This window comes from Streptomyces sp. NPDC050485 (assembly GCF_044458185.1).
Lineage (GTDB): Bacteria > Actinomycetota > Actinomycetes > Streptomycetales > Streptomycetaceae > Streptomyces.
The window spans coordinates 40,116-62,983 of the sequence record NZ_JBITHR010000014.1 but is presented as its reverse complement, the minus strand read 5'-3'; the positions used below and the strand labels follow the sequence as shown (position 1 = coordinate 62,983).

The 22,868-nt window shown below is 70.4% G+C and carries 20 protein-coding genes and 2 pseudogenes; 10 read left to right on the top strand and 12 right to left on the bottom strand.

Features of this window, described 5'->3' with window-relative positions:
* Window positions 1-2: 2 nt before the first annotated feature.
* Window positions 3-218: pseudogene (locus tag ACIBK6_RS26335) on the top strand (class I SAM-dependent methyltransferase); the annotation flags it as partial.
* Between the two features lie 20 nt (window positions 219-238).
* On the opposite strand, the pseudogene ACIBK6_RS26330 reads toward ACIBK6_RS26335, so the two are convergent.
* A pseudogene (locus tag ACIBK6_RS26330) lies at window positions 239-447 on the bottom strand (transcriptional regulator); the annotation flags it as partial.
* Window positions 448-680: 233 nt separating this feature from the next.
* Here ACIBK6_RS26330 and ACIBK6_RS26325 point away from each other — a divergent pair.
* Window positions 681-938 (top strand): hypothetical protein, encoded by a 258-nt coding sequence (locus tag ACIBK6_RS26325; protein ID WP_399053817.1) that lies wholly within the window; start codon window positions 681-683, stop codon window positions 936-938.
* Window positions 939-1,465: 527 nt separating this feature from the next.
* Here ACIBK6_RS26325 and ACIBK6_RS26320 read toward each other — a convergent pair.
* From ACIBK6_RS26320 to ACIBK6_RS26310, 3 genes are read right to left on the bottom strand one after another with little or no spacing between them, the layout of a single operon-like run.
* Complete coding sequence (locus ACIBK6_RS26320) at window positions 1,466-2,233, bottom strand: amino acid ABC transporter ATP-binding protein (protein WP_399053816.1); 768 nt, start codon at window positions 2,231-2,233, stop codon at window positions 1,466-1,468.
* Between the two features lie 4 nt (window positions 2,234-2,237).
* On the bottom strand, window positions 2,238-3,170 hold the full coding sequence (locus ACIBK6_RS26315; RefSeq protein ID WP_399053815.1) for an amino acid ABC transporter permease: 933 nt from the start codon (window positions 3,168-3,170) through the stop codon (window positions 2,238-2,240).
* Window positions 3,171-3,197: 27 nt separating this feature from the next.
* Complete coding sequence (locus tag ACIBK6_RS26310) at window positions 3,198-4,160, bottom strand: ABC transporter substrate-binding protein (RefSeq protein WP_399053814.1); 963 nt, start codon at window positions 4,158-4,160, stop codon at window positions 3,198-3,200.
* A gap of 614 nt (window positions 4,161-4,774) precedes the next feature.
* Here ACIBK6_RS26310 and ACIBK6_RS26305 point away from each other — a divergent pair.
* The 4 genes from ACIBK6_RS26305 (at window position 4,775) to ACIBK6_RS26290 (ending at window position 7,933) form a co-directional block, all read left to right on the top strand.
* Window positions 4,775-5,992, top strand: a complete 1,218-nt coding sequence (locus tag ACIBK6_RS26305; RefSeq protein WP_399053813.1) for an NADP-dependent malic enzyme — start codon at window positions 4,775-4,777, stop codon at window positions 5,990-5,992.
* Between the two features lie 132 nt (window positions 5,993-6,124).
* Entirely contained in the window at window positions 6,125-7,087 is a 963-nt protein-coding gene (locus ACIBK6_RS26300) for a zinc-binding dehydrogenase (RefSeq protein ID WP_399053812.1), read from the top strand.
* Window positions 7,088-7,172: 85 nt separating this feature from the next.
* Entirely contained in the window at window positions 7,173-7,382 is a 210-nt protein-coding gene (locus tag ACIBK6_RS26295; RefSeq protein ID WP_399053811.1) for a helix-turn-helix domain-containing protein, read from the top strand.
* Complete coding sequence (locus ACIBK6_RS26290) at window positions 7,382-7,933, top strand: Clp protease N-terminal domain-containing protein (RefSeq protein ID WP_399053810.1); 552 nt, start codon at window positions 7,382-7,384, stop codon at window positions 7,931-7,933. The genes ACIBK6_RS26295 and ACIBK6_RS26290 overlap by 1 nt, the downstream gene beginning before the upstream one ends.
* 62 nt (window positions 7,934-7,995) lie before the next feature.
* On the opposite strand, the gene ACIBK6_RS26285 is transcribed toward ACIBK6_RS26290, so the two are convergent.
* Both ACIBK6_RS26285 and ACIBK6_RS26280 read right to left on the bottom strand, forming a co-directional pair.
* A complete protein-coding gene (locus tag ACIBK6_RS26285; protein ID WP_399053809.1) occupies window positions 7,996-9,024 on the bottom strand; it encodes a helix-turn-helix transcriptional regulator in 1,029 nt (342 codons plus the stop codon).
* A 1-nt stretch (window position 9,025) separates the two neighbouring features.
* A complete protein-coding gene (locus tag ACIBK6_RS26280) occupies window positions 9,026-10,075 on the bottom strand; it encodes a DUF4097 family beta strand repeat-containing protein (RefSeq protein ID WP_399053808.1) in 1,050 nt (349 codons plus the stop codon).
* Window positions 10,076-10,335: 260 nt separating this feature from the next.
* Here ACIBK6_RS26280 and ACIBK6_RS26275 point away from each other — a divergent pair, with 260 nt between their 5' ends.
* On the top strand, window positions 10,336-11,154 hold the full coding sequence (locus ACIBK6_RS26275; protein WP_399053807.1) for a hypothetical protein: 819 nt from the start codon (window positions 10,336-10,338) through the stop codon (window positions 11,152-11,154).
* Window positions 11,155-11,183: 29 nt separating this feature from the next.
* Here ACIBK6_RS26275 and ACIBK6_RS26270 read toward each other — a convergent pair whose 3' ends face one another.
* Complete coding sequence (locus ACIBK6_RS26270) at window positions 11,184-11,372, bottom strand: DUF6104 family protein (protein WP_399053806.1); 189 nt, start codon at window positions 11,370-11,372, stop codon at window positions 11,184-11,186.
* A gap of 101 nt (window positions 11,373-11,473) precedes the next feature.
* Between ACIBK6_RS26270 and ACIBK6_RS26265 the strand changes: the two genes are divergently transcribed.
* A complete protein-coding gene (locus tag ACIBK6_RS26265; protein WP_399053805.1) occupies window positions 11,474-11,653 on the top strand; it encodes a DUF6191 domain-containing protein in 180 nt (59 codons plus the stop codon).
* Between the two features lie 78 nt (window positions 11,654-11,731).
* Here ACIBK6_RS26265 and ACIBK6_RS26260 read toward each other — a convergent pair whose 3' ends face one another.
* The 4 genes from ACIBK6_RS26260 to ACIBK6_RS26245 form a co-directional block, all read right to left on the bottom strand.
* Window positions 11,732-15,535, bottom strand: coding sequence for a multifunctional oxoglutarate decarboxylase/oxoglutarate dehydrogenase thiamine pyrophosphate-binding subunit/dihydrolipoyllysine-residue succinyltransferase subunit (locus ACIBK6_RS26260; RefSeq protein WP_399053804.1), 3,804 nt, complete (start codon window positions 15,533-15,535; stop codon window positions 11,732-11,734).
* 281 nt (window positions 15,536-15,816) lie between these two features.
* On the bottom strand, window positions 15,817-16,914 hold the full coding sequence (locus ACIBK6_RS26255; protein WP_399053984.1) for an ATP-binding protein: 1,098 nt from the start codon (window positions 16,912-16,914) through the stop codon (window positions 15,817-15,819).
* A gap of 89 nt (window positions 16,915-17,003) precedes the next feature.
* Window positions 17,004-17,741, bottom strand: a complete 738-nt coding sequence (locus ACIBK6_RS26250; RefSeq protein ID WP_329463074.1) for a response regulator transcription factor — start codon at window positions 17,739-17,741, stop codon at window positions 17,004-17,006.
* 91 nt (window positions 17,742-17,832) lie between these two features.
* Window positions 17,833-18,501, bottom strand: coding sequence for a spermidine synthase (locus tag ACIBK6_RS26245; protein WP_399053803.1), 669 nt, complete (start codon window positions 18,499-18,501; stop codon window positions 17,833-17,835).
* A gap of 296 nt (window positions 18,502-18,797) precedes the next feature.
* Here ACIBK6_RS26245 and ACIBK6_RS26240 point away from each other — a divergent pair, with 296 nt between their 5' ends.
* Window positions 18,798-19,556 (top strand): rhomboid-like protein, encoded by a 759-nt coding sequence (locus ACIBK6_RS26240; protein WP_399053802.1) that lies wholly within the window; start codon window positions 18,798-18,800, stop codon window positions 19,554-19,556.
* A gap of 67 nt (window positions 19,557-19,623) precedes the next feature.
* Here the strand turns inward: ACIBK6_RS26240 and ACIBK6_RS26235 are convergent, their stop codons facing one another.
* Window positions 19,624-20,292, bottom strand: a complete 669-nt coding sequence (locus ACIBK6_RS26235; RefSeq protein WP_399053801.1) for a GNAT family N-acetyltransferase — start codon at window positions 20,290-20,292, stop codon at window positions 19,624-19,626.
* Window positions 20,293-20,451: 159 nt separating this feature from the next.
* Between ACIBK6_RS26235 and lon the strand changes: the two genes are divergently transcribed.
* Window positions 20,452-22,866 carry an endopeptidase La gene (gene lon / locus ACIBK6_RS26230; protein ID WP_399053800.1) on the top strand — a complete coding sequence of 805 codons (2,415 nt, stop codon included), beginning with the start codon at window positions 20,452-20,454 and terminating at the stop codon, window positions 22,864-22,866.
* Window positions 22,867-22,868: the final 2 nt, after the last annotated feature.

Here is a 22,868-nt window from a genome sequence, read left to right as displayed (position 1 = left end):
ACATGCCCGGCCGCGAGGAGCGCTTCGGGGTCATGCTCGATGGGGTCGGGGCCTGCGTCGGTCCCGCGCCGCGCGTGCTCGACCTCGCGTGCGGTACGGGGAGTATTACGGACGGGCTCCTCAAGAGGTTCCCGGACGCGGTCGGCACGGGGGTCGATCTGGACCCCGCGCTTCTCGCCATCTCCGAGGGCGCCGTCTCCGGCGACGACCGGCTCACTCCATCATCTGGACGCACGGCCCGCATCCATGCCGGAGCTACCCGCCGCAGCGATTTCGAGTGCGCGAACGGCTCCTGCCGCGTCTCCAACATCCCTGTGTGCGCGCTACGTCCAGCAGGAGCCATGTGTGCCATGACGGTGGGATGTCCTTGCTGAGCCGCATCCTTTTGGTCAAGTCCCGGGCTCCCTCAGGGCGTTCGTGCTGAACGGCGAGACGTACGCGCTCAAGTACGCGCGTCGGATGCGCTGCCACCGAGTCGTGCAGGCAGCGCCACCGCGTGAGGCGCGGTCGTTGTTCGCCTCTCGCTCATGCCCGGCGCAGCGGCCACAACGGGCCGTCAGCTCGGGGCACCCGGATGGCAGCTCCGGTGAGCGCCGTGGGAGATATCGGATTAGCCTCCGAAATGAGCGCTAAGTGGATCTTTTGCTGGTGCGCTCTACTCAACCCAAGGAGGAGAAGAAATGCGCAAGCTTCACAAGGCCGCTGTTGCGGCCGCCATCCTCGGAAGCATGAGCTTCATAGCCACCGGCACGGCCACCGCCCAAAGCGCGGACGGCAGGCATGAGGGGCATGGCGGCTATTGCAGGTCCCATGACCTGAACGTCGACATCCTCGGCCAGGTCGGGCTGCTCAACGGCCTGCTGGGCAATGCGCTGAACGGTGAGGGCAATCCAGGCGCACAGTTCGACGGCGTCGGTTCCGAATGCGGCGGCCGCTGAGCAACAGGGAATCGCGTAACGCGACTCACCGAAATGGGTCTCGGCGCCGGGCCACCAGCCCGGCGCCGGGCCTTTTCTCCGCCGGTGGGCTTTTCAGCGTGTGCGGCGAGGCCTCAATGAGGTTTCGTCGGGCATGGTCCACCGGCGCAGCTCGTTGGCCAACTCCGTGAAGTAGGCGCGCAGTTCCTGGAGTTCGGTGTTTCTCGTGAGCGTCCGACCGGGGAGGATGGCACGACGCAAGCGCGCCACTCGGGTGCGGTGGGGCCTGAAGTCGTATGCGCAGGCCGGGAGTTCGACGAGATGGACCAACTTTGGGACTCGGCGATCGGTAAGTCCGCTGCGCGGGCACGGTGGGCGGCGCGCTCGACCGGGCCGACTGGCGGGCGCCGGCCGCCCAGGACCCCGTACTGGCCGGACCGGCCGCCCGGCGGTACGAGAGCTACGGCAAAAAGAAGGGTGGTTACGGGAGCGATCCCGTAACCACCCTTCTTCGTGGGGCCATGCGGTGGTGCTGTTCCGCCGGGGCGCTACAGCACCTTCGACAGGAACGACTTCGTCCGGTCGTGCTGGGGGTTCGTCAGGACGTCGCGCGGGTGGCCGGATTCGACCACCACGCCGTCGTCCATGAAGACCAGCGAGTCGCCGACCTCGCGCGCGAAGCCCATCTCGTGGGTGACCACGATCATCGTCATGCCGTCCTCGGCGAGGCCGCGCATGACGTCCAGGACATCGCCCACCAGCTCGGGGTCGAGCGCCGAGGTCGGCTCGTCGAAGAGCATCAGCTTCGGCTGCATGGCAAGCGCCCGGGCGATCGCCACGCGCTGCTGCTGGCCGCCGGAGAGCTGCGAGGGGTAGTTGCCCGCCTTGTCGGCGAGGCCCACCCGGTCGAGCAGCTTGAGGGCCCGCTCGCGGGCCACCGCCTTCGACTCCCGCTTGACCTGGACCGGCGCCTCCATGACGTTCTCGGCGGCCGTCATGTGCGGGAACAGGTTGAAGCGCTGGAAGACCATGCCGATGTCCCGCCGCTTGCGGGCGACTTCGCTGTCCTTCAACTCGTACAGCTTGTCCCCCTTCTGGCGGTACCCGACCAGCTCGCCGTCGACGTAAAGGCGTCCGGCGTTGATCTGCTCCAGGTGGTTGATGCACCGCAGGAAGGTCGACTTGCCCGAGCCGGACGGGCCGATCAGGCAGAACACCTCGCCCTCGGCCACCTCCAGATCGATGCCCTTGAGAATGTGGGCGGGGCCGAACGACTTGTGGACGCCCTCCGCCTTGACCATCGGTTGTGCAGTCATGGGGTCACCGCCGCCAGTTGGTAAGGGAGAGCAGGTTCCGTTTGATGCGCTCCAGCGGAGTGGGCGGCAGGGCGCGCAGCGAACCTCGTGCGAAACGGCGCTCCAGGTAGTACTGGCCGACGCTGAACACACTGGTCAGGGCCAGGTACCAGAGAGAGGCCAGGAAGAGCATCTCCATCACCGCGAACGAGGTCGCGGCGACGTCCTGGGCGCTGCGCAGCAGATCCTGGTACTGGACGGCGACGACCAGCGACGACGTCTTCAGCATGTTGATGAACTCGTTGCCCGTCGGCGGGATGATCACCCGCATCGACTGGGGGAGCACCACCCGGCGCATGGTCTGCGTCTGGGTCATGCCGAGCGCGTGCGAGGCCTCGGTCTGGCCCTCGTCGACCGACTGGATGCCGGCCCGGACGATCTCCGCCATGTACGCGCCCTCGTTCAGGCCGAGGCCGAGCAGGGCGGCGAGGAACGGAGTCATGACCGCGGTCATGTAGTCCTTGTAGAACCCGAGGTTCAGGATCGGGAAGATCAGCGCCAGGTTGAACCAGATCAGCAGCTGCACATAGACCGGCGTGCCGCGGAAGAACCAGATGTACAGCCAGGCGACCGAGCTGGTCACCGGGTTCTTCGAGAGCCGCATCACGGCGAACAGCACACCCAGCACCAGGCCCACGGCCATGGAGACCACGCTGATGAGGATGGTGTGCCACAGGCCGGTCAGGATGCTGGGGTCGAACAGCTTGTCCGTGACGGTCGCCCAGCGCACATTGCCCTGGGCGAACGCGTACCCGAGCGCGCCGAGCACGGCGACGACGAGTACGGCGCTTATCCAGCGCCCGTAGTGACGTACCGGGATGGCCCGGATGACGTCCGGTGGGAGCTGCTCCGGGACGGCGTCCGCCGGTCCCGGAGTCTTGTCGAGCTTGTCAGTCACAGCGACTGCCCTTCAGTGGTGCGCGGGTCAGGAGCCGCCGTTGATGGCTGCCTTGGTGACGGCGCCCTGTGCGCCGCCCCACTTGTCGACGGCCGCCTTGTAGGTGCCGTCGGCGATGATCGCGTCCAGCGCCGCCGAGAGGGCGTCACGCAGCTGCGTGTTCTTCTTGTCCACCGCGATGCCGAAGGGGCCCGCGTCCGACTTGTTGGCGACCGACTCGAAGTCGGCGCCGCCGCCCGCGGTCTTCGCGATGTACGCGGCGACGGGGGAGTCGTTCAGGTCGGCGACGGCGCCGCCGGCCTTGACCCGGGTCTGCGCCTCGGCGTCGGTCGAGAAGGGCTCGAAGGCCAGCTCGCCCTTGCCGTCCGTCTTGCACTTGGCGGCGAGGTCCTTGGCGGCCTGCTCGTACGTCGTGCCGCGCTGCACGGCGATCTTCTTGCCGCACAGGTCGTCGGTGGACTTGATGCCGTCCGGGTTGCCCTTCTTGACCAGGATGCCGGTGCTCGCCGTGTAGTAGTCGACGAAGTCGACACCCGTACCGGTCTTCTTGCCGCTCTTGTCAAGACCCTCCTGGCGGGCCTTGGTGTCGCTCACCGAGGACATGACCGCGTCGTAGCGGCCGGTCGGCAGCGCGCCGAGCAGGGTGTCGAAGGTGCCGCTGGTGAACTCGAACTTCACCCCGAGCTGCTTGCCGAGGGCGGCGGCGATGTCGGGGTCGATGCCGACGATGGTGTCGCCCTGCTTGAACTCCATCGGGGCGTACGTGGCATCCGTACCGACCTTGATGACGCCGGCCTGCTGGATGTTCGAGGGCAGCTTCGAGAAGAGCGGCGCGGACTTCGAGGCCCCGCCCGGGGACGCGCTGGACGAGCCCTTCTTGGTCTGGTCACCGCAGCCGGTGACCAGCAGGGCGCCCGCGACCGCGATCGCGCCGACCGCGGCAATCCGGGACTTGGCGGCGGTCGTACGACGGGTGGTGCTTGCGGTCATGGTCGGGTTCCTCCGGCAGTTGTGAAGTGGAGTGGCCATGGAGTGCGTACACGTTGTACGCACAGGTCCTGGGCGGTGGTCGTGCACGCATCCTCGGGTGTCGCGACCGCGGTGTGAACCGCGTGTGAAGTCGCATCTTGCCATTCGGACCCCGGAAATCAGGGTCGCAGCGATGTCAAAATCGGATAACGGGTCACCTCCGAATCCGGACAGCCCGGTACACCAGGGCCCTGCGGGCCGGAGCACGTGCGGAGAACACTCGCGTGAGCCGGAGATTCTCCGGTTCATCTCGCGTTGTGGACATGTTTCATGCCGCATGGCCGACTTGTCGCGACATCACGCCAAGAGTCGTGGCAGCGTACTGGGACCGCTTGCGGCGGAGCTCCGGCGCTGAGCCAATATGGACTCGTCGGCGGACGCTTCTGTCCGGTAAGAAGGATCCTTACACCCCTCATCCGGGGCTCAGGGCGCGTGTGCGGCGCGCCCGCGCGTAAGTACCTCCACCCCGCGGGGCGGGCCAACCGCCCTCAGCGGGGAACGTACGCGGGTCCGCCCACCCCTCCTCAACAAGGAGTGGCCACCCTCAACTGATGAAGACTTAAGGGGTCAACACAATGGCAGCGGAGATCGTCAATCCTCGCAGCGACAGCAGCACGGAGGGTTACGGAGATTCCGTCGATTCCTTCGACCCGGCCTTCGCGCTCCACCGGGGCGGCAAGATGGCCGTTCAGGCCACCGTGCCCATCCGTGACAAGGACGACCTGTCCCTCGCGTACACGCCGGGCGTGGCCAAGGTGTGCAGCGCGATCGCGGAGAACCCGGAGCTGGTGTACGACTACACCTGGAAGTCGCAGGTCGTCGCCGTCGTGACGGACGGCACCGCGGTGCTCGGACTCGGTGACATCGGCCCGGAGGCGTCCCTTCCAGTGATGGAGGGGAAGGCCATCCTCTTCAAGCAGTTCGGCGGGGTCGACGCGGTGCCCATCGCGCTGGCCACCACCGACACCGACGAGATCATCGAGACCGTCGTCCGCCTCGCGCCGTCCTTCGGTGGGGTGAATCTGGAGGACATCTCCGCCCCGCGCTGCTTCGAGATCGAGCGCCGGCTGCAGGAGGCCCTGGACATCCCGGTCTTCCACGACGACCAGCACGGCACGGCCGTCGTCACCCTGGCCGCCCTGCGCAACGCCGCGAAGCTCACCGGGCGTACCCTCGGCGACCTGCGCGCGGTGATCTCCGGGGCCGGCGCCGCCGGCGTGGCCATCGCCAAGTTCCTCCTGGAGGCGGGCCTCGGCGATGTGGCGGTCGCCGACCGCAAGGGCATCGTCAGCAGCGACCGCACCGACCTGACCGACGTCAAGCGCGAGCTCGCCGAGCTCACCAACAAGGCGGGCCTGACCGGCCCCCTGGAGACCGCACTCGCGGGCGCCGACGTCTTCATCGGCGTCTCCGGCGGTACGGTCCCCGAGCCCGCGGTCGCCTCCATGGCGCCGGGTGCCTTCGTCTTCGCGATGGCCAACCCGAACCCCGAGGTGCACCCCGACATCGCGCACAAGTACGCCTCGGTGGTGGCCACCGGCCGCTCGGACTACCCGAACCAGATCAACAACGTCCTCGCCTTCCCCGGCATCTTCGCGGGCGCCCTCCAGGTCCGGGCCTCCCGGATCACCGAGGGCATGAAGATCGCCGCGGCGAACGCGCTGGCCGACGTCGTGGGCGACCAGCTCGCCGCGGACTACGTCATCCCGTCCCCGTTCGACGAGCGGGTCGCCCCGGCCGTCACGGCGGCGGTGGCAGCGGCCGCGCGTGCCGAGGGTGTGGCGCGCCGGTAGGAAGCCGGGTCGTTGTGTACGAGCCGTGCCGGGCTCCCCTTCGGGGGTGTCCGGCACGGCTTTTTCGGCGTGCGGGGAGTCACAGCCGTGGGAGGTTCCGGCGGCCGGGCCGCGCGCCCTATGGTCAGGGCCATGTTCGCCGCCTACGCCGCCCGCATCGACCGTGACCAGCCGCTCAGCGGCCTTGAGTTGGGGGAGCGGCCGGCCCCCGAGGTACGCCCCGGCTGGACCCTCGTCGACGTACGGGCCGCCTCCCTCAACCACCACGACGTCTGGTCGCTGCGCGGCGTCGGCCTCAGCGAGGACAAGCTGCCGATGATCCTCGGCTGCGACGCGGCCGGAGTCGACCAGGACGGCAACGAGGTCGTCCTCCACTCGGTGATCGGCCAGACCGGACACGGCGTCGGCCCCACCGAGGGCCGCTCGATCCTCACCGAGAAGTACCAGGGCACCTTCGCCGAGCAGGTCGCCGTGCCCACCTGGAACGTACTGCCGAAGCCGAAGGAGCTCAGCTTCGCGGAGGCGGCGTGCCTGCCGACCGCGTGGCTGACGGCGTACCGGATGCTCTTCACCAACGCCGGTGTCCGGCCCGGCGATTCGGTCCTGGTGCAAGGTGCCGGGGGCGGGGTCGCCACCGCCGCGATCGTCCTGGGAAAGGCGGCCGGCCTCCGCGTCTTCGCCACCAGCCGCGACGAGGCCAAGCGCCAGCGGGCGGTGGAACTGGGCGCCGTCGACGCCTTCGAGCCGGGGGCGCGGCTGCCGCAGCGCGTCGACGCGGTGATCGAGACGGTGGGCGCGGCGACCTGGTCCCACTCGGTCAAGTCGCTGCGCCCCGGTGGCACTCTGGTCATCTCGGGCGCCACCAGCGGCGACCGCCCCGCGCACGCCGAACTCACCCGCATCTTCTTCCTGGAGCTGAAGGTCGTCGGCTCGACCATGGGCACGAAGGACGAGCTGGAGGACCTCCTCGCGTTCTGCTCGGCGACGGGTGTACGCCCCGTCATCGACGAGGTGCTCCCGCTGGACCGGGCTCGCGAGGGCTTCCAGAAGGTGGCGTCGGGGGACGTGTTCGGGAAGGTGGTTCTGACGGTCTGACGGCGGGGTGGGGGCGGCACGGAGTACGTGGCGGTGATGTCAACCAGGGTTGACGGGCCGCTCTTGTCAACGTACATTGACAAGCATGACCGAGGCCACCGATCTCGCCGCACGAGCCGGCGACCGCGACCCGAGGGTCGGACTGCGAGCCGTCGCCGCACTGCGCCGGCTCCTGGAACAGCTCGAATCCGTACAAGTACGCAGCGCCCGCAACCAGGGCTGGTCCTGGCAGGAAATCGCCGCCGAGCTGGGGGTCAGCCGGCAGGCCGTACACAAGAAGCACGGGAGGCATTGATGTTCGAGCGATTCACGACGAATGCCCGTGGAGTGGTGGAGGGCGCGGTCGGCCACGCCGCCCGTGCGGGGTCGGCGGTGGTGACCGAGGAGCACCTGCTCCTCGCCCTCCTCGACCGTGACGGCAGCAAGGCGGCCTTCGCCCTCACCTCCCTCGGCGTCACCGACCGGCGCGCCGAGGTCACCGCCGCGCTGGCGGACGCGCGACGCCGGGGCGGCATGTCCAAGGCGGACGTGAACGCCCTGGCCGGGCTCGGCATCTCCGTCGAGGAGATCGTCGCGAAGGCGGAGGAGGCACACGGCCCCGGCGCCCTGTCCGAAGCCACCCCGCGCAAGGCATGGCCGTCGGGCCGGCCGTCCTTCACGAGGGAGTCGAAGAAGGTCCTGGAGAAGTCCCTGAGGATGGCGGCGGCCCGCAAGCACAAGCAGATCGGCGACGAGCACATGCTGCTCGCGCTGACGGCGATGCCGGGGGTGGTGGCGGAGGTGCTGGCGGAGTACGGGGGGACGTACGGGGGTGTGGAGCGGGTGCTGTTCGGGGCGGCGGCCTGAGAGCCCGGCGCTGTCCCACCCGCCCGCCCTTTCGTGGCGGGCGGGCGGGAAACGCCCCCGCCCTAAGCCCCCGGCGGCCGCAGCGCCGCGCCGATGTGGGCCGCCGCCGCCGACAAGTGGCGGCGGGCTTCCCGGAGTTGGGCCTCCGTCACCCCGTGGTCCCGCGCCGCGTCCCGGATGTCGTCCCGGAACCGGTCGAGCAGCCGGTCGAGATCGCGCGCGGGGTTGTCGGACGGCTCCTCCCGGGCCCACTCCGGCTCCGGCGCGGGCTCGTCGGACGGCTCCGGCGCGGCCGGCTTGCCGAGGTCGACAGGCTCGGCGGGGGCATCCGGGCCGCCCCACCCGAACCGCCCCAGTTCCTTGGTGATCTCCGCGAGCCCCTCCCGTACACCCGTCGGCCAGTCGCCCCGCGCGAAGTGCTCCTGCATCTGATGCTGCACGTCCTTGGCGACCCGCCGCATCTCCTCGCGCGCCTTCTCCTGGGCCTCCTTGGCCTGGCGGCGGGCCTGCTGGGCCTCGTCGCGGGCCCGCCGGGACTCGTCCTTCGCCCGGCGCGCCTGCTCCTTCCACTCCTGCTTGGCGCGCTTGAACTCGTCCTTGGCCTGCTGCCAGGCCTCGCTGTCGCCCCAGGTGCTGTCGAAGAAGTCGGAGGCCTCGGGGAACCCCTTCCGGGCCCCCCGGCCGCCCGTGGAGCCGGGTCCGGTACGGGCCTCGCGCGCCGCGCGGCGCATGTCGTCGCGGAGGCTGCCCGCCGCGCCGCGTACGTCGTCACGGATCTCGGCGGCGAGTTCGGAGACGGATTCGCGGATCTCCAGCTCCAGATCGGCGAGTTCACCGCCCCGGCCCGCCAACTCCGCGCGGCCCGCGTCGGTGATCGAGTACACCTTGCGGCCGCCCTCGGTGGTGTGGGTGACCAGCCCCTCGGCCTCCAGCTTGGCCAGCCGCGGGTAGACGGTGCCCGCGCTGGGTGCGTACAGCCCCTGGAAGCGCTCTTCGAGCAGGCGGATCACTTCGTACCCGTGGCGCGGCGCCTCGTCCAGGAGCTTGAGGAGGTAGAGGCGGAGGCGGCCGTGGGCGAAGACGGGAGGCATGTCAGAGCACCTTCTTGTTCGTCGGGCGGTCGGACCCGGACCGGTCACCGGGGTCTTGAGGAGCGCGGTCGCTCGGGGCGCGGTCGTTCGGGGCGGCGTCACGCGGACCGTCCTGCACGGGACCGTCCACCGGTACGTCGTCCTGCACGGGACCGTCCACCGGTACGTCGTCCTGCACGGGACCGTCCACCGGTACGTCGTCCTGCACGGGACCGTCCACCGGTATGTCGTCCTCCTCGCCCGCCGGCCGCCGCAGCAGCGCGATGGACCCGGACACCGTCGTCGCCCTGAGCGTGCCGTTGCCCGCCCCCAGTGTCCCGATGATCCTCTTGGTGCCCCACTGCCCGCTGACCCGCAGGTCGTCGAAGCCGTTGGAGACGGCGCCGCTCGTGGTGCTGGCCTCGACCCGGGCGTCGGCCGGGTGCGGCAGCCGGACCGCGACCTCGCCCGTGACGGTGGTCAGCCGGATGTCGGTCGGCCGCCCGTCGGGGGTGAGGTCGAGGACCATGTCGCCGTTGACCGTCTCGGCCTGGACGCGGGGCCCCGCCCCCTCGATCACGGTCAGGCCCCCGGACACCGACTTGAAGCGCAGCTCCCCGGTGACCCCGTGGGCTTCCAGCGCGCCGGTGACGGACTCGGCAAGGACCGGGCCGGAGAGGCCGACCAGCGTGGTGTCGCCGCTGACGCCGCGCACCTCCGTGCGGCCCCGGATGCCCGAGACCACCGTGCCCGCGCCGACCGTGCCGATCTCGACGTCCGTACCGGCCGGGACCGCGAGCGAGACCTCCGCGCTGCGGTCCCAGCCCCTGCGGTCCAGCATCTTGAGGAAGCCCCGCCAGGGCAGGTCCTCGTACGCGACGGTGAGCGTCGACCCCTCGCGGGTCACGATCAGTGGTGGCCCGTGGACGGCCGAGACCTCCAGGCGCGCGGAACTTTCCTCGCTGCCCACGACGTTGACCGTTCCGTTGAAGATGCGCACTTTGAGCGTGGTCACCGGTGCGTCGAAAGTGAACTTCCGCGGCTCCGGGACGGCCCACGTGGACTCGGGCATGGTGCTGACCTCCTGGGCACTGCGAGTGGTGCGGCGAGTGGTACTGCGGACTGCGGGTGGGTAGTCCAAGACGCTGATCCAAGGCGCTCACCCAAGACGCAACATATCGCGTCTCTCAATAGACACGATATATCGCGCTTCTGGAAAGTCAAGGTGCGGGCCTGGAGGGGAAGCCGAGGGGGGCCGTCCGGGGCTCTCTGGGCGCCCATGTGCGCCCCAATGGGGGGAAATCGCCGCAAAGATGGCCTAGCGTATGGATCATGCCCGACGCCTCTGCCGCCGCCCCCGGAGCACTCCTCCTCTGCCGAGCCGAGCCCCCGGCGGTCCGGCCGGTCGCCCATCTGCTGCGCGAAAAGATGCTGCTCGCCCCGGCGGGCGACGGCTGGAGCGTGCTCGTCCCCGCGACCAAGCCCTGGCTGACCGGGGCCGAGCCGGTGGACCAGGTGCTCGCGGGCTGGGCGGGCGCGCTCACGGTCGGTGCGGGCTGGCCCGCGCTCGCCCTGTGGTGGGACGAGTCCCGGGCGGGCTACACCCTGGCCTCGGGTTTTCGCCGTACGGTCGGCTACGTCTGGCTCTCCGACGGCACACCGGTCGGCGAGGACGAGGCGATGCGTACGTTCGCGGCGCGGCTCGGCCTCGACCCGGTATTCGACGTGGAGGCCCTCGGCGGGCTGACCCGCCCCGATTCGGCCGCCGACGCCCGGGCCCGGCTGCTCGGCCTGATCGCGATCCTGGCCCGCACGGGCGTCGCCCTGCCCGTCGGTCTCACCCCGGGCGAACCGACCGACCGGCTGCGGTCGGTGGCCGCCGCGCAGGGCGCCGAAACGATCGAGTGGTCCGGCTGGCGCGATGCCGTACGCGCCGAACTCGACGCGGTCGAGGAAGGCCCGCTGGGCCCCTGGGTGCGCGGCCCCAAGGCCCGCGTCCTGGGTGCCGCCCAGCTCGTTGCGGGCATTCCGCTCACCGTCTGGGGCCTGCGCCGCCGCAGCGCGGGCTGGACGGCGGCGGGCGTGATCCTGATCGCCCACGGGGCGCTGAGCCTGGCGTACGACCGGATGCGCGCCCACCCCTGCGCCTGACGCGTATTACGCGTCCTGGCCCAGCGGGTTCACTCGTCCTCGTCCTCGTCCTCGTCGTCGAGCCGCGCCAGCCAGGTGGCGAGACGCTCGACCGGAACCTCGAAGTCCGGGTTCAGGTCGACAAAGGTACGCAACTGCTCGGCGAGCCACTCGAAGGTGACCTCCTCCTCGCCGCGCCGCTTCGCCAGCTCCTCGATGCCGCGGTCGGTGAAGTACACAACTTGCTCCTGGGACGTACCGGATGTTCGGCCCCAGGGTATCCGGGCGGCCGGGCGAGTTACGTTTGATGCCCGGGACGGCTGACGGAGGTGGGCTTCGGATGTTCGGAGGGCTCGACGAGGTTTTCAACCCCGGTCGACGGCACACGGAGGAGGAGCGCCGGCGGCTGGAGCTCACGCTCGACGAGGTCGGCGACGCCGATCCGGGGCGCGGGCCGATAGACCTGGCCAGTGGAAGCGTGGTGATACGGGTGCCGCCGGCCCGCGACAGCGGCCGGTAACACCCGGAACGCCCGAGGGCCCGGCATCCCGATCGACTCGGGATGCCGGGCCCTCCGGCTGCGTACGGCAGGGGCGGACTAGGCCTCGAAGACCTCGTTCACCAGCTGCTCCTGCTCCTGCTCGTGGCGCTTCTTCGAACCCACCGCCGGGGACGAGCCGTGCGGGCGCGAGATGCGGCGCAGGCGCTCGCCGTGCGGCACGTCGGCGCCGACGGCCAGGTCCAGGTGGTCGATCAGGTTGAGCGCGATGAACGGCCAGGCACCCTGGTTCGCCGGCTCCTCCTGGGCCCACAGGTACTTCTCGGCGTTCGGGAACTTGGCGATCTCCGCCTGGAGTTCGGCACCCGGCAGCGGGTACAGGCGCTCGATTCGGATGATCGCAGTGTCCGTGGCGCCGCGCTTCTCGCGCTCCGCGGCCAGGTCGTAGTAGACCTTGCCCGCGCAGAAGACGACCTTGCGGACCGCCTTCGGGTCCACGTGCTCGTCGCCGATCACCGGGCGGAAGCCGCCGTTGGTGAACTCCTCCGCCTTCGACGCCGCCGCCTTCAGACGCAGCATCGACTTCGGGGTGAAGACGATCAGCGGCTTGTGGTGCGGGTTGTGGACCTGCCAGCGCAGCAGGTGGAAGTAGTTCGACGGGAGCGTCGGCATCGCGACGGTCATGTTGTTCTGCGCGCACATCTGGAGGAAGCGCTCCGGGCGGGCGGACGAGTGGTCCGGGCCCTGGCCCTCGTAGCCGTGCGGCAGCAGCAGCGTGACGCCGGAGGTCTGGCCCCACTTCTGCTCGGCCGACGAGATGAACTCGTCCACGACCGTCTGGGCGCCGTTGACGAAGTCGCCGAACTGCGCCTCCCACATCACCAGGGACTCGGGACGGGCCAGCGAGTAGCCGTACTCGAAGCCCATCGCCGCGTACTCGGAGAGCAGCGAGTCGTAGACGTTGTAGCGCGCCTGGTCCTCGGAGAGGTACAGGAGCGGCGTGTAGTCCTCGCCGGTGACCTGGTCGACCAGGACCGCGTGGCGCTGGCCGAACGTGCCGCGGCGGGTGTCCTGGCCGGACAGCCGGACCGGGACGCCCTCCATGAGCAGCGAGCCGAGGGCGAGGGTCTCGCCCATGCCCCAGTCGATCGTGCCGTCCTCGACCGAAGCCGCGCGGCGCTGCATCTGCGGCATCAGACGCGGGTGGACGGTGATCCGCTCCGGGATGTTCACCTGCGACTCGGCGATGCGCTTGACGACCTCCTGGGAGACCGCCGTGGAGACCGTGACCGGGAACTGCGCCTGTGCGTCGGAGGAGTGGATCTCGCCCGGCGCCGAGGTGGCCTCGCGGACCTCCGCGAACACCTTCTCCAGCTGGCCCTGGAAGTCCTGCAGGGCCTGCTCGGCCTCTTCCAGGGTGATGTCGCCGCGACCGATGAGCGATTCGGTGTACAGCTTGCGCACCGAGCGCTTCTTGTCGATCAGGTTGTACATCTGCGGGTTGGTGAACTGCGGGTTGTCGCCCTCGTTGTGACCGCGGCGGCGGTAGCAGATGAGGTCGATCACGACGTCCTTGTTGAACGTCTGGCGGAACTCGAAGGCGAGCCGCGCGACGCGGACCACGGCCTCCGGGTCGTCGCCGTTCACGTGGATGATCGGCGCCTCGATCATGCGGGCCACGTCGGTGGCGTACATGGACGAGCGCGACGACTCCGGGGCGGCGGTGAAACCGACCTGGTTGTTGATCACGATGTGGACCGTGCCGCCGGTGCGGTAGCCGCGCAGCTGCGACATGTTCAGCGTCTCGGCGACGACACCCTGGCCGGCGAATGCCGCGTCACCGTGCAGGGCGACCGGCAGGACCGTGAAGTCCGTGCCGCCCTTGTTGATGACGTCCTGCTTGGCGCGGGCGACACCTTCGAGGACCGGGTCGACCGCCTCCAGGTGCGAGGGGTTCGCGACGAGGGAGACCTTGATCTGCTCGCCGTCCAGGCCCGTGAAGGTGCCCGACGCGCCCAGGTGGTACTTCACGTCGCCGGAGCCGTGCATCGACTTCGGGTCGAGGTTGCCCTCGAACTCGCGGAAGATCTGTGCGTACGACTTGCCGACGATGTTGGCAAGGACGTTCAGCCGGCCGCGGTGGGCCATGCCGATGACGACCTCGTCCAGACGCGCCTCGGCGGCGGAGTCGATCACCGCGTCGAGCAGCGGGATCACGGACTCCCCGCCCTCGAGGGAGAACCGCTTCTGGCCGACGTACTTCGTCTGCAGGAAGGTCTCGAACGCCTCGGCCGCGTTCAGGCGGCGCAGGATGCGCAGCTGCTCCTCGCGCTCCGGCTTGGAGTGCGAGCGCTCGACGCGGTCCTGGATCCACTTGCGCTGCTTGGGGTCCTGGATGTGCATGAACTCGATGCCGGTGGTGCGGCAGTACGAGTCGCGCAGTACGCCGAGCACGTCGCGCAGCTTCATCAGGCCCTTGCCGGCGAACCCGCCGACCGCGAACTCCCGCTCCAGGTCCCACAGGGTGAGGCCGTGCTCGGTGATGTCCAGGTCGGGGTGCTTGCGCTGGCGGTACTCCAGCGGGTCGGTGTCGGCCATGACGTGGCCGCGGACCCGGTAGGAGTGGATCAGCTCGAAGACGCGGGCGGCCTTGGTGACGTCGTCGTCGTGCGAGGCGTCGATGTCCTTGAGCCAGCGGACCGGCTCGTAGGGGATGCGCAGCGCCTCGAAGATGTCGTCGTAGAAGCCGCTGTCGCCGAGCAGCAGGTTGGCGACGATGCGCAGGAACTCGCCGGAGGCGGCGCCCTGGATGACCCGGTGGTCGTACGTCGAGGTGAGGGTCATCACCTTCGAGATGCCCAGCTTGTTCAGGGTGTCCTGGGAGGTGCCCTGGAACTCGGCCGGGTAGTCCATCGAGCCGACGCCCATGATGACCGACTGGCCGGGCATCAGGCGGGGGACCGAGTGGACGGTGCCGAGGCCGCCCGGGTTGGTCAACGACACGGTGACGCCCGTGAAGTCGTCCATCGTCAGCTTGTTGTTGCGGGCGCGGCGGACGATGTCCTCGTACGCCTGCCAGAACTCGAAGAAGTTGAGCGTCTCGGCCTTCTTGATGCCGGCGACGACGAGCTGGCGGTCGCCGTTCGGCTTCACCAGGTCGATGGCCAGACCGAAGTTCACGTGCTCCGGCTTGACCAGGGTCGGCTTGCCGTCCTTCTCCGCGAAGGAGTGGTTCATCGACGGCATGGCCTTGATGGCCTGCACCATGGCGTAGCCGATGAGGTGGGTGAAGGAGACCTTCCCGCCCCGGGCGCGCTTGAGGTGGTTGTTGATGACGATGCGGTTGTCGAACAGCAGCTTCACCGGGACGGCGCGGACGGACGTGGCCGTCGGCATCTCCAGCGAGGCGTTCATGTTCTTGGCGACCGCGGCGGCGGGGCCGCGCAGCGTCACGTACTCGGGACCGGCCGGGGCCTCGGTCACCTCGGCCGCCTGGGGGGCGGGCTTGGCGGCGGCGGGCTTGGCGGGCGCGGCAGCAGCCGCGGGCTTCGCCGGAGCCGGTGCCGGAGCGGGTGCGGCGGCCGGTGCCGGAGCGGCGGCCGGAGCGGCCTGAACCGGGGCGGCGGGTGCGGCTGGGGCCGGAGCCGCGGGCGCGGCTGCCGCAGCCCCCGCGGCTGCGGCCGGGGCACCAGCCAAGGGCTTGTCCGCCGTGCCGGTGGTACCCGGCTTGTAGTCGGCGAAGAAGTCCCACCAGGCACGGTCGACCGAATTGGGGTCCTGGAGGTACTGCTGATAGATCTCGTCGACAAGCCACTCATTGGCACCGAAGCCGGCCGCAGGGTTCTTGCCCTGCCCGTCTTGGTCGGTCGAGACGCTCGAATTACTGGGGGACTGAGACGACACGGCGGTAACCGCCCTCTTCCGCTTCACAAGGTGATGGACAGCGGAAATAAAGGCTACGCCTCCCTGGCCTGGACGTGCAGGCCGGGCATGCCACAGTCGCGTAAGTCACACCGAAGACCTGGTTTCGGCGCTTGAAATGGCGGGAAACAAGCGTGGTTCCGCTTCTCCGCGCGCCGCTTCGGGTACGCAACAGCGTGGCTGCGGCCCCCTGGCCCGCACCCCTGATCGACCGCTTCCGCTGAACACCACGCAGAACGGCTGCTTCCGGTTCGAACTTTACGTCAACTTTGCTGCCGGGGGACGCCCGGGAGGGTGACCTGGATCCGGCAGCCCCGGGTGGATTCGGCCACGCCGATCCGGCCACCGTGCAGATCCACCGCCCAGCGCGCGATCGCGAGGCCGAGTCCCGTACCGCCGTCGCTGCCCGGACCGTGCGGCGAGGGCGCGGTGCCCCGGTTGAACCGCTCGAAGACTCTGTGCCACTCCGACTGCGGAATGCCGGGACCCTCGTCGAGGACCTCCAGGTCGAGCGATTCGGGCTGCGGACCGCGCCGGGCCCGTACGGTCACGCGGCCGTGCGGCGGGGAGTGCTTGACGGCGTTGTCGATGAGGTTGGCGACCACCTGGTGCAGCCGCTCGGCGTCCGCGTGCGCGGTCAGCTCGGGCGGCGACACGTCCAGGTGGAGGTGGACGTCGGCGCGCTGGTGGTTGCCCGAGCCGGAGGACAGCCGGCGCTGGGCGGCCGCCAGATTGGCCTCCTTGAGGACACCCGACAGATACGGCCACACCTCGAAGCGGTGGGCGCGCAGCGTCACGACGCCGTTGTCCAGGCGGGACAGGTCGAGCAGGGTCTCGACCAGGCGGCCCAGGCGCTCGGTCTGCTTGAGGGCCGTGCGCATCGTCTCCGGGTCGGCGGCGGAGACGCCGTCCACGACGTTCTCCAGGACCGCGCGCAGCGCCGCGATGGGCGTGCGCAGCTCGTGCGAGACATTCGCCACGAGCTCCTTGCGGTGCCGGTCCACGGCCTCCAGATCGTCGGCCATGCGGTTGATGGTGCCCGCGAGGTCGCCGAGTTCGTCGCGGCGGCCGGTGCCGCGCACCCGGCGGGTGTAGTCCCCGTGCGAGATGGCGCGGGCGACGGTGTTCATCTCGTCCAGCGGGGCGGTGAGCCCGTGGGCGACGAACTGGGTGATCAGCAGGGTCGCTATCACCGAGAAGACGGTGATGAAGCGCACCTCGGTGCGGGTCTGCAGGGCCACCATGAGCAGCCCGGTGGTGATGAAGACGGAGACCACGACCAGCGTGCCCAGCTTGGTCTTGATCGATATGGAGACCGACCGCAGACCGGCCCTGATCCGGCCGCCGAGCCCGCGCGGCATCCGGGCGAAGGCGCCGCGTCTGGCCGGCTCGTCCCAGCCGGGCCGTTCGCCGCTGCCCCGCAGCTGCCGGGCCCGGTCTCCGGCCCGGCTCATGGCGCCGGGGTCTCCAGGGCGTACCCGACGCCGTGGACGGTACGGATGCGCTCGGCCCCGATCTTCCGGCGCAGCGCCTTGATGTGGCTGTCCACGGTGCGGGTGCCGGACGCGTCGGCCCAGTCCCACACCTCGGCGAGCAGCTGCTCGCGGGAGAGCACGGCGCGCGGGGTGTTCGCCAGACAGCTCAGCAGGTCGAACTCGGTCGGCGTCAGGTGGACGTCCTCGCCGCGCACCCGCACCCGGCGCTGGGCGTGGTCGATCTCCAGCTCGCCCAGGCGCAGTATGCCGGTGCGCGGGGTGGCGGCGGCCAGCGCGGCCCGCTCGACCCGACGCAGCAGGACGTGCACCCGGGCCGCGAGCTCGCGCATCGAGAACGGCTTGGTCATGTAGTCGTCGGCGCCGACGCCGAGCCCGACCAGCATGTCGGTCTCGTCGTCGCGGGCCGTCAGCATCAGGACCGGGACCGGCCGGCGGGCCTGGACCCGGCGGCAGACCTCCAGGCCGTCGAAGCCCGGCAGCATGATGTCGAGGACCATCAGGTCCGGCTGCCAGGCCTCGGCCGTGTCGACGGCGGCGGGGCCGTCGACGGCCGTCTGCACCTGGAAGCCCTCGGCCCGCAGCCGGGCCGCGATGGCGTCGACGATCGTCGTGTCGTCCTCGACGACCAGCACCCTGCGCTGGGCGCCCGGGGTCGCCGCGACGCCGTTGTGCCCGGTGTGTGTCTGCTCCATCGGTTGCCCCGCCCTGACTGTGCTCGCCCGGGGATCCGTGGGGTGATCCCCTGTTGTCGGTCAGAGACTAGAGGCACATTCCGCCTCTCGGCTACGCAGGGCGAACGCCGAGATGGACCACGTCAGGGACGCCCCGGGCAACTCGCACCTCTTCGGTATTTACCCCGGTGAACCCGGCATTCCGGAGAGCCTGTTCAAAGGCGGCGGACGGCTGCGCGGACCAGACGGCGAGCACCCCGCCGGGCTTCAACCGCCGTGCGCAGTGGGCGAGTCCGGCCGGTGCGTAGAGCCCGCCGTTGCCCTCCGTGACGGTCCAGTCGGGCCCGTTGTCGATGTCGAGGCAGAGCGCGTCGTAGGTGTCCTGTGCCGTACGTACGTAATCGACCAGATCGGCGTGGATGATCCGGGTACGGGAATCGGACAGAGCCGGGCCCGAAATGGCGCCGAGCGGGCCCGCGCGGTGCCAGTCGATGATGGCCTGTTCCCTCTCCAGCACGGCGACTTGGCCCCAGCGCGCGTCCCGCAGGGCGTGGGCGAGCGAGAAGCCGACGCCGAGTCCGCCGATGAGGAGGGAGGGTTTCGTGGTGGCCGCCGCAAGTGTGTCGTACGCCGCATCGATGAGAAGGCGTTCCGAGCGGCCGTCCGAAGTGTCCATCAGGAAGCACCCGTTGGCGATGATCTCGAAATGCGCTCCGCGCTGCCGCAGCACGACTTCCCCGTGGGGTCCCTGGCGCCGGTCGAGTGTGGCGATGTCGTCCATGGCCGCGAGGATGCCCGTCCGGCGGTGCCGGTGCACCCGGATTCCACGGCACTGGCCCGGATCGCCCCGGCGGACCACACGGGTGGCTCACCCCGGGCCGGGAGACCGGCCGTCGACGCACAGGAAGCGTTAAAGGTTGTCCGGTGTGGCGCACGCCATAGACGGGCCCGGAGCCGTTCGCGGAGAGTAAGCGTTGTAGGACGTAGGACCAGTACGGAACACGGCCGGGGACGCGGGCGTGGCTTGACGATTCGGGGCGCGCACGCGTCGCACCCCGGGGAAGGGGCCCCACCCCGGTGCACCCGCTCGAATCCGCCGAGCCCGCCGCCACGGCCGGCCTCCTTGAGGCGGTACCGCCTCAGCGGCTCAGGATCGAGCCCGCCGACGTGCCCCTCTCCGGTGTACGGACCGGGCTCGCCCGGGTCAGGGACCTGCTGCCCTCGCCGGCGTCGACACCGTTCACCTTCGGCTACGCCCTGCTGCTCCTGGCGACCTCGCTCTACACCGAGTACGGCGATCCGCACACCGTGTACGCCCTGCTCCAGGGGTCGAGCACCGATGTGGCCCATCTGTCGACGGCGCCGGTCCTCGCCCTGTTCGCGAGCGCGCTGTGGATCGCCGGGGGCATCGCGTCGCCGTACGCGCTGGTCTTCGTCTTCGTGCTCGCCGCGCTGGAGCGCCGCATCGGCGGCTGGCGCACGGCGGGCGTCTTCCTGCTCGGCCATGTGGTGGCGACGCTGGCCACCGAGGTCCCGGTCGCGCTGTCGGTGCTGGCCGGATACCTCCCGCAGAGTTCGCTGCACCGGCTGGACTACGGCATCAGCTTCGGCCTGATGGCGACCGTGGGCGCCCTGGCGGGCCTGCTCGCACCGGGCCTGCGCTGGTGTGTGCTGGGCACGGTGGGCGTGCTGCTGGCGCTGGACCTGACGGAGATGGTGGAGCCGCTCGCCGCATGGGGCCACCCGGTGGCCCTGCTCGCGGGCGTGGCGTGCTGGCCGGCGGTGCGCAGGGCCGGCACCCGCCCCGCGATGTCTGGCACCGGCCCCGGCGCATAAGGGTCAGGCCGGTGCCGGCTCGACTCTTATACGGGTCAGGCCGGTGTCGGCTCGATCCTTGTACGGGTCAGGCCGCTGTCGGCTTGAAGTACAGGCTCGCCATCGGTGCGTGGGTCTGCCAGCCCAGGGACGCGTACAGGGAGCGGCCCTCCGGGGTGCCGACCAGGATGCCGGTGGTGGCGCCCGCCTCGTACGCGGCGTTCTGGAGCGTCCGCATCACCAGGCTGCCCAGGCCCCGGCGCTGGTGTTCGGGGGCCGTCTCGATCTGGTCGGCGACGGCCGCCGGGCCGGCCGGGGCGATCTGGCCGCGCGCCGCGAAGTGGCCCTCGGCCGTGCGGACGAGGACCCGCGTGACGCCGCTCCGGGTCCACGTCGTGAGCGTGTACCCGGCCGGCACCGCGGGCCGCTCGGCGGCGAGCGGGACCGTCATCAGATAGCCGGGCGCGTCGAAGTGCCAGCCCTCGCCCAGCCAGGGCCGCACCGTGTCCTCGGTGGCGAACAGCTTCAGCCAGGTCCCGGGCGCGCTGGTGGCGGCGACGAGCGAGCGGACATCGGCCTCGGCGGGGGCGGGAAGCACATGGCGCGACACGTGGTTGACGTGTCCGGCGTCGATCGTCCAGCCCCAGGGCCGGTCGATGGGATCCGAGGCCCCGCGCGACACGATCCAGCCGTCGACCCACGCCCGCACGAGCGTGCCGACCGCGGCTTCGTCCGTCGATGTCACCGTCGCCGGCACGGGCAACCCCCTGTTGCGTAATGGCTGAATGGCGAGATCAAGTCTTACATAACGCAGCTCGGATGTGTGATCGCTCAGAGCGAACAGCCCTTGGGGAACATTCCTCGACTCAGCTGCATTGAGTCGGCATAGCTCAACTTGACTGCCGAAGGGGAGATCATGGCTACCGAGTCCACGGCGTACACACCGATCAGCCTGCCCGTGCTGCCGCTCGACGACGAGGTCGTGCTGCCCGGCATGGTGGTGCCGCTCGACCTGTCCGACGCCGATGTCCGGGCCGCCGTCGAGGCCGCCCAGGCCGGTGCGCGCGAAGGCCAGGGAAAGCCGCAGGTGCTCCTGGTGCCGCGGATCGACGGAACGTACGCGGCGACCGGCGTGCTCGGCACGGTCGAGCAGGTCGGACGGCTTTCCGACGGTGACCCGGGCGCCCTCATCCGGGGCCGCCACCGGGTGCGGATCGGAGCCGGCACCACCGGACCCGGCGCCGCGCTCTGGGTGGAGGGCACCCAGGTCGAGGAGACCCTCGCAGACCCCGTGCCCGGACACGTCACCGAACTCGTCAAGGAGTACAAGGCGCTCGCCACCAACTGGCTGAAGAAGCGCGGTGCTTGGCAGGTCGTCGACCGGGTGCAGCAGATCGAGGGCGTGTCCGCGCTCGCCGACAACTCCGGCTACTCGCCGTTCCTGACGACCGCCCAGAAGGTCGAGCTCCTGGAGACCGCCGACCCGGTGGCCCGCCTCAAGCTCGCCACCGAGCACCTGCGCGACCACCTCGCCGAGCAGGACGTCGCCGAGTCCATCGCCAAGGACGTACAGGAAGGCGTGGACAAGCAGCAGCGCGAGTTCCTGCTGCGCCGCCAGCTCGACGCGGTGCGCAAGGAGCTGCGCGAGCTCAACGGCGAGGGCGGCGAGGAGGACGAGAGCGACGACTACCGCGCCCGCGTCGAGGCCGCCGACCTCCCCGAGAAGGTCCGCGAGGCCGCCCTCAAGGAGGTCGACAAGCTGGAGCGCTCCAGCGACCAGTCGCCGGAGGGCTCCTGGATCAGGACCTGGCTGGACACCGTCCTCGAACTGCCGTGGAACGAGACCACCGAGGACGTGTACGACATCCGGGGCGCCCGGGCGATCCTGGACGCCGAGCACGCGGGTCTGCACGACGTGAAGGAGCGGATCACCGAATACCTGGCGGTGCGCAAGCGGCGCGCCGACCGGGGGCTCGGGGTCGTGGGCGGCCGCCGCGGCGGCGCCGTGCTCGCGCTCGTCGGCCCGCCCGGTGTCGGCAAGACCTCGCTCGGCGAATCCGTGGCCCACGCGATGGGCCGCAAGTTCGTCCGCGTCGCGCTCGGCGGCGTACGGGACGAGGCCGAGATCCGCGGACACCGCCGTACGTACGTCGGCGCCCTGCCCGGCCGGATCGTGCGGGCCGTCAAGGAGGCCGGGTCCATGAACCCGGTCGTGCTGCTCGACGAGATCGACAAGGTGGGCTCCGACTTCCGGGGCGACCCGGCGGCCGCGCTGCTCGAAGTGCTCGACCCGGCGCAGAACCACACCTTCCGCGACCACTACCTGGAGGTCGAGCTCGACCTGAGCGACGTGGTCTTCCTCGCCACCGCCAACGTCCTCGAAGCCATCCCCGAGGCGCTGCTCGACCGGATGGAACTGGTCAGGCTCGACGGCTACACCGAGGACGAGAAGGTCGTCATCGCCCGGGACCACCTGCTGCCGCGCCAGCTGGAGCGGGCCGGTCTGGAACCCGGTGAGGTCGTGCTCGAAGACGCCTCGCTGCGCAAGCTCGCGGGGGAGTACACGAGGGAGGCGGGCGTCCGGAACCTGGAGCGCTCGATCGCCCGGCTGCTCCGCAAGGTCGCCGCCCAGCACGAACTGGGCGACCAGGAACTGCCGTTCACCATCGCCCCCGACGATCTGCGCAAGCTGATCGGCCGCCCGCACCACGTGCCCGAGTCCGCCCAGGACCCGGCCGAGCGGCGCACCGCCGTACCCGGCGTGGCGACCGGCCTCGCCGTCACCGGGGCGGGCGGCGACGTCCTGTTCGTGGAGGCCTCCCTCGCCGACCCGGAGACGGGCGCGGCGGGCCTGACCCTCACCGGTCAGCTCGGCGACGTGATGAAGGAGTCCGCGCAGATCGCGCTGAACTTCCTGCGCTCGCACGGAGCCGAACTGGAGCTTCCCGTGGGCGACTTGAAGGACCGCGGCGTGCACGTCCACTTCCCGGCGGGCGCGGTTCCCAAGGACGGGCCGAGCGCGGGCATCACCCTGGTCACCGCGCTGTCCTCGCTGCTGTCCGGGCGGCTGGTCCGTACGGATGTGGCGATGACCGGCGAGGTGTCGCTGACCGGACGGGTGCTGCCGATCGGCGGCCTCAAGCAGAAGCTGCTCGCCGCGCATCGGGCCGGGATCACTACGGTGGTCATCCCCAAGCGGAACGAGGCGGACCTGGACGATGTGCCGGCGGAGGTCCTGGAGAAGCTGGAGGTCCACCCGGTGACGGATGTCCGTCAGGTCCTCGATATCGCGCTCTCCCCGGCAGAGGTGCCGGTCGCCGCGGCTGCCTAGCA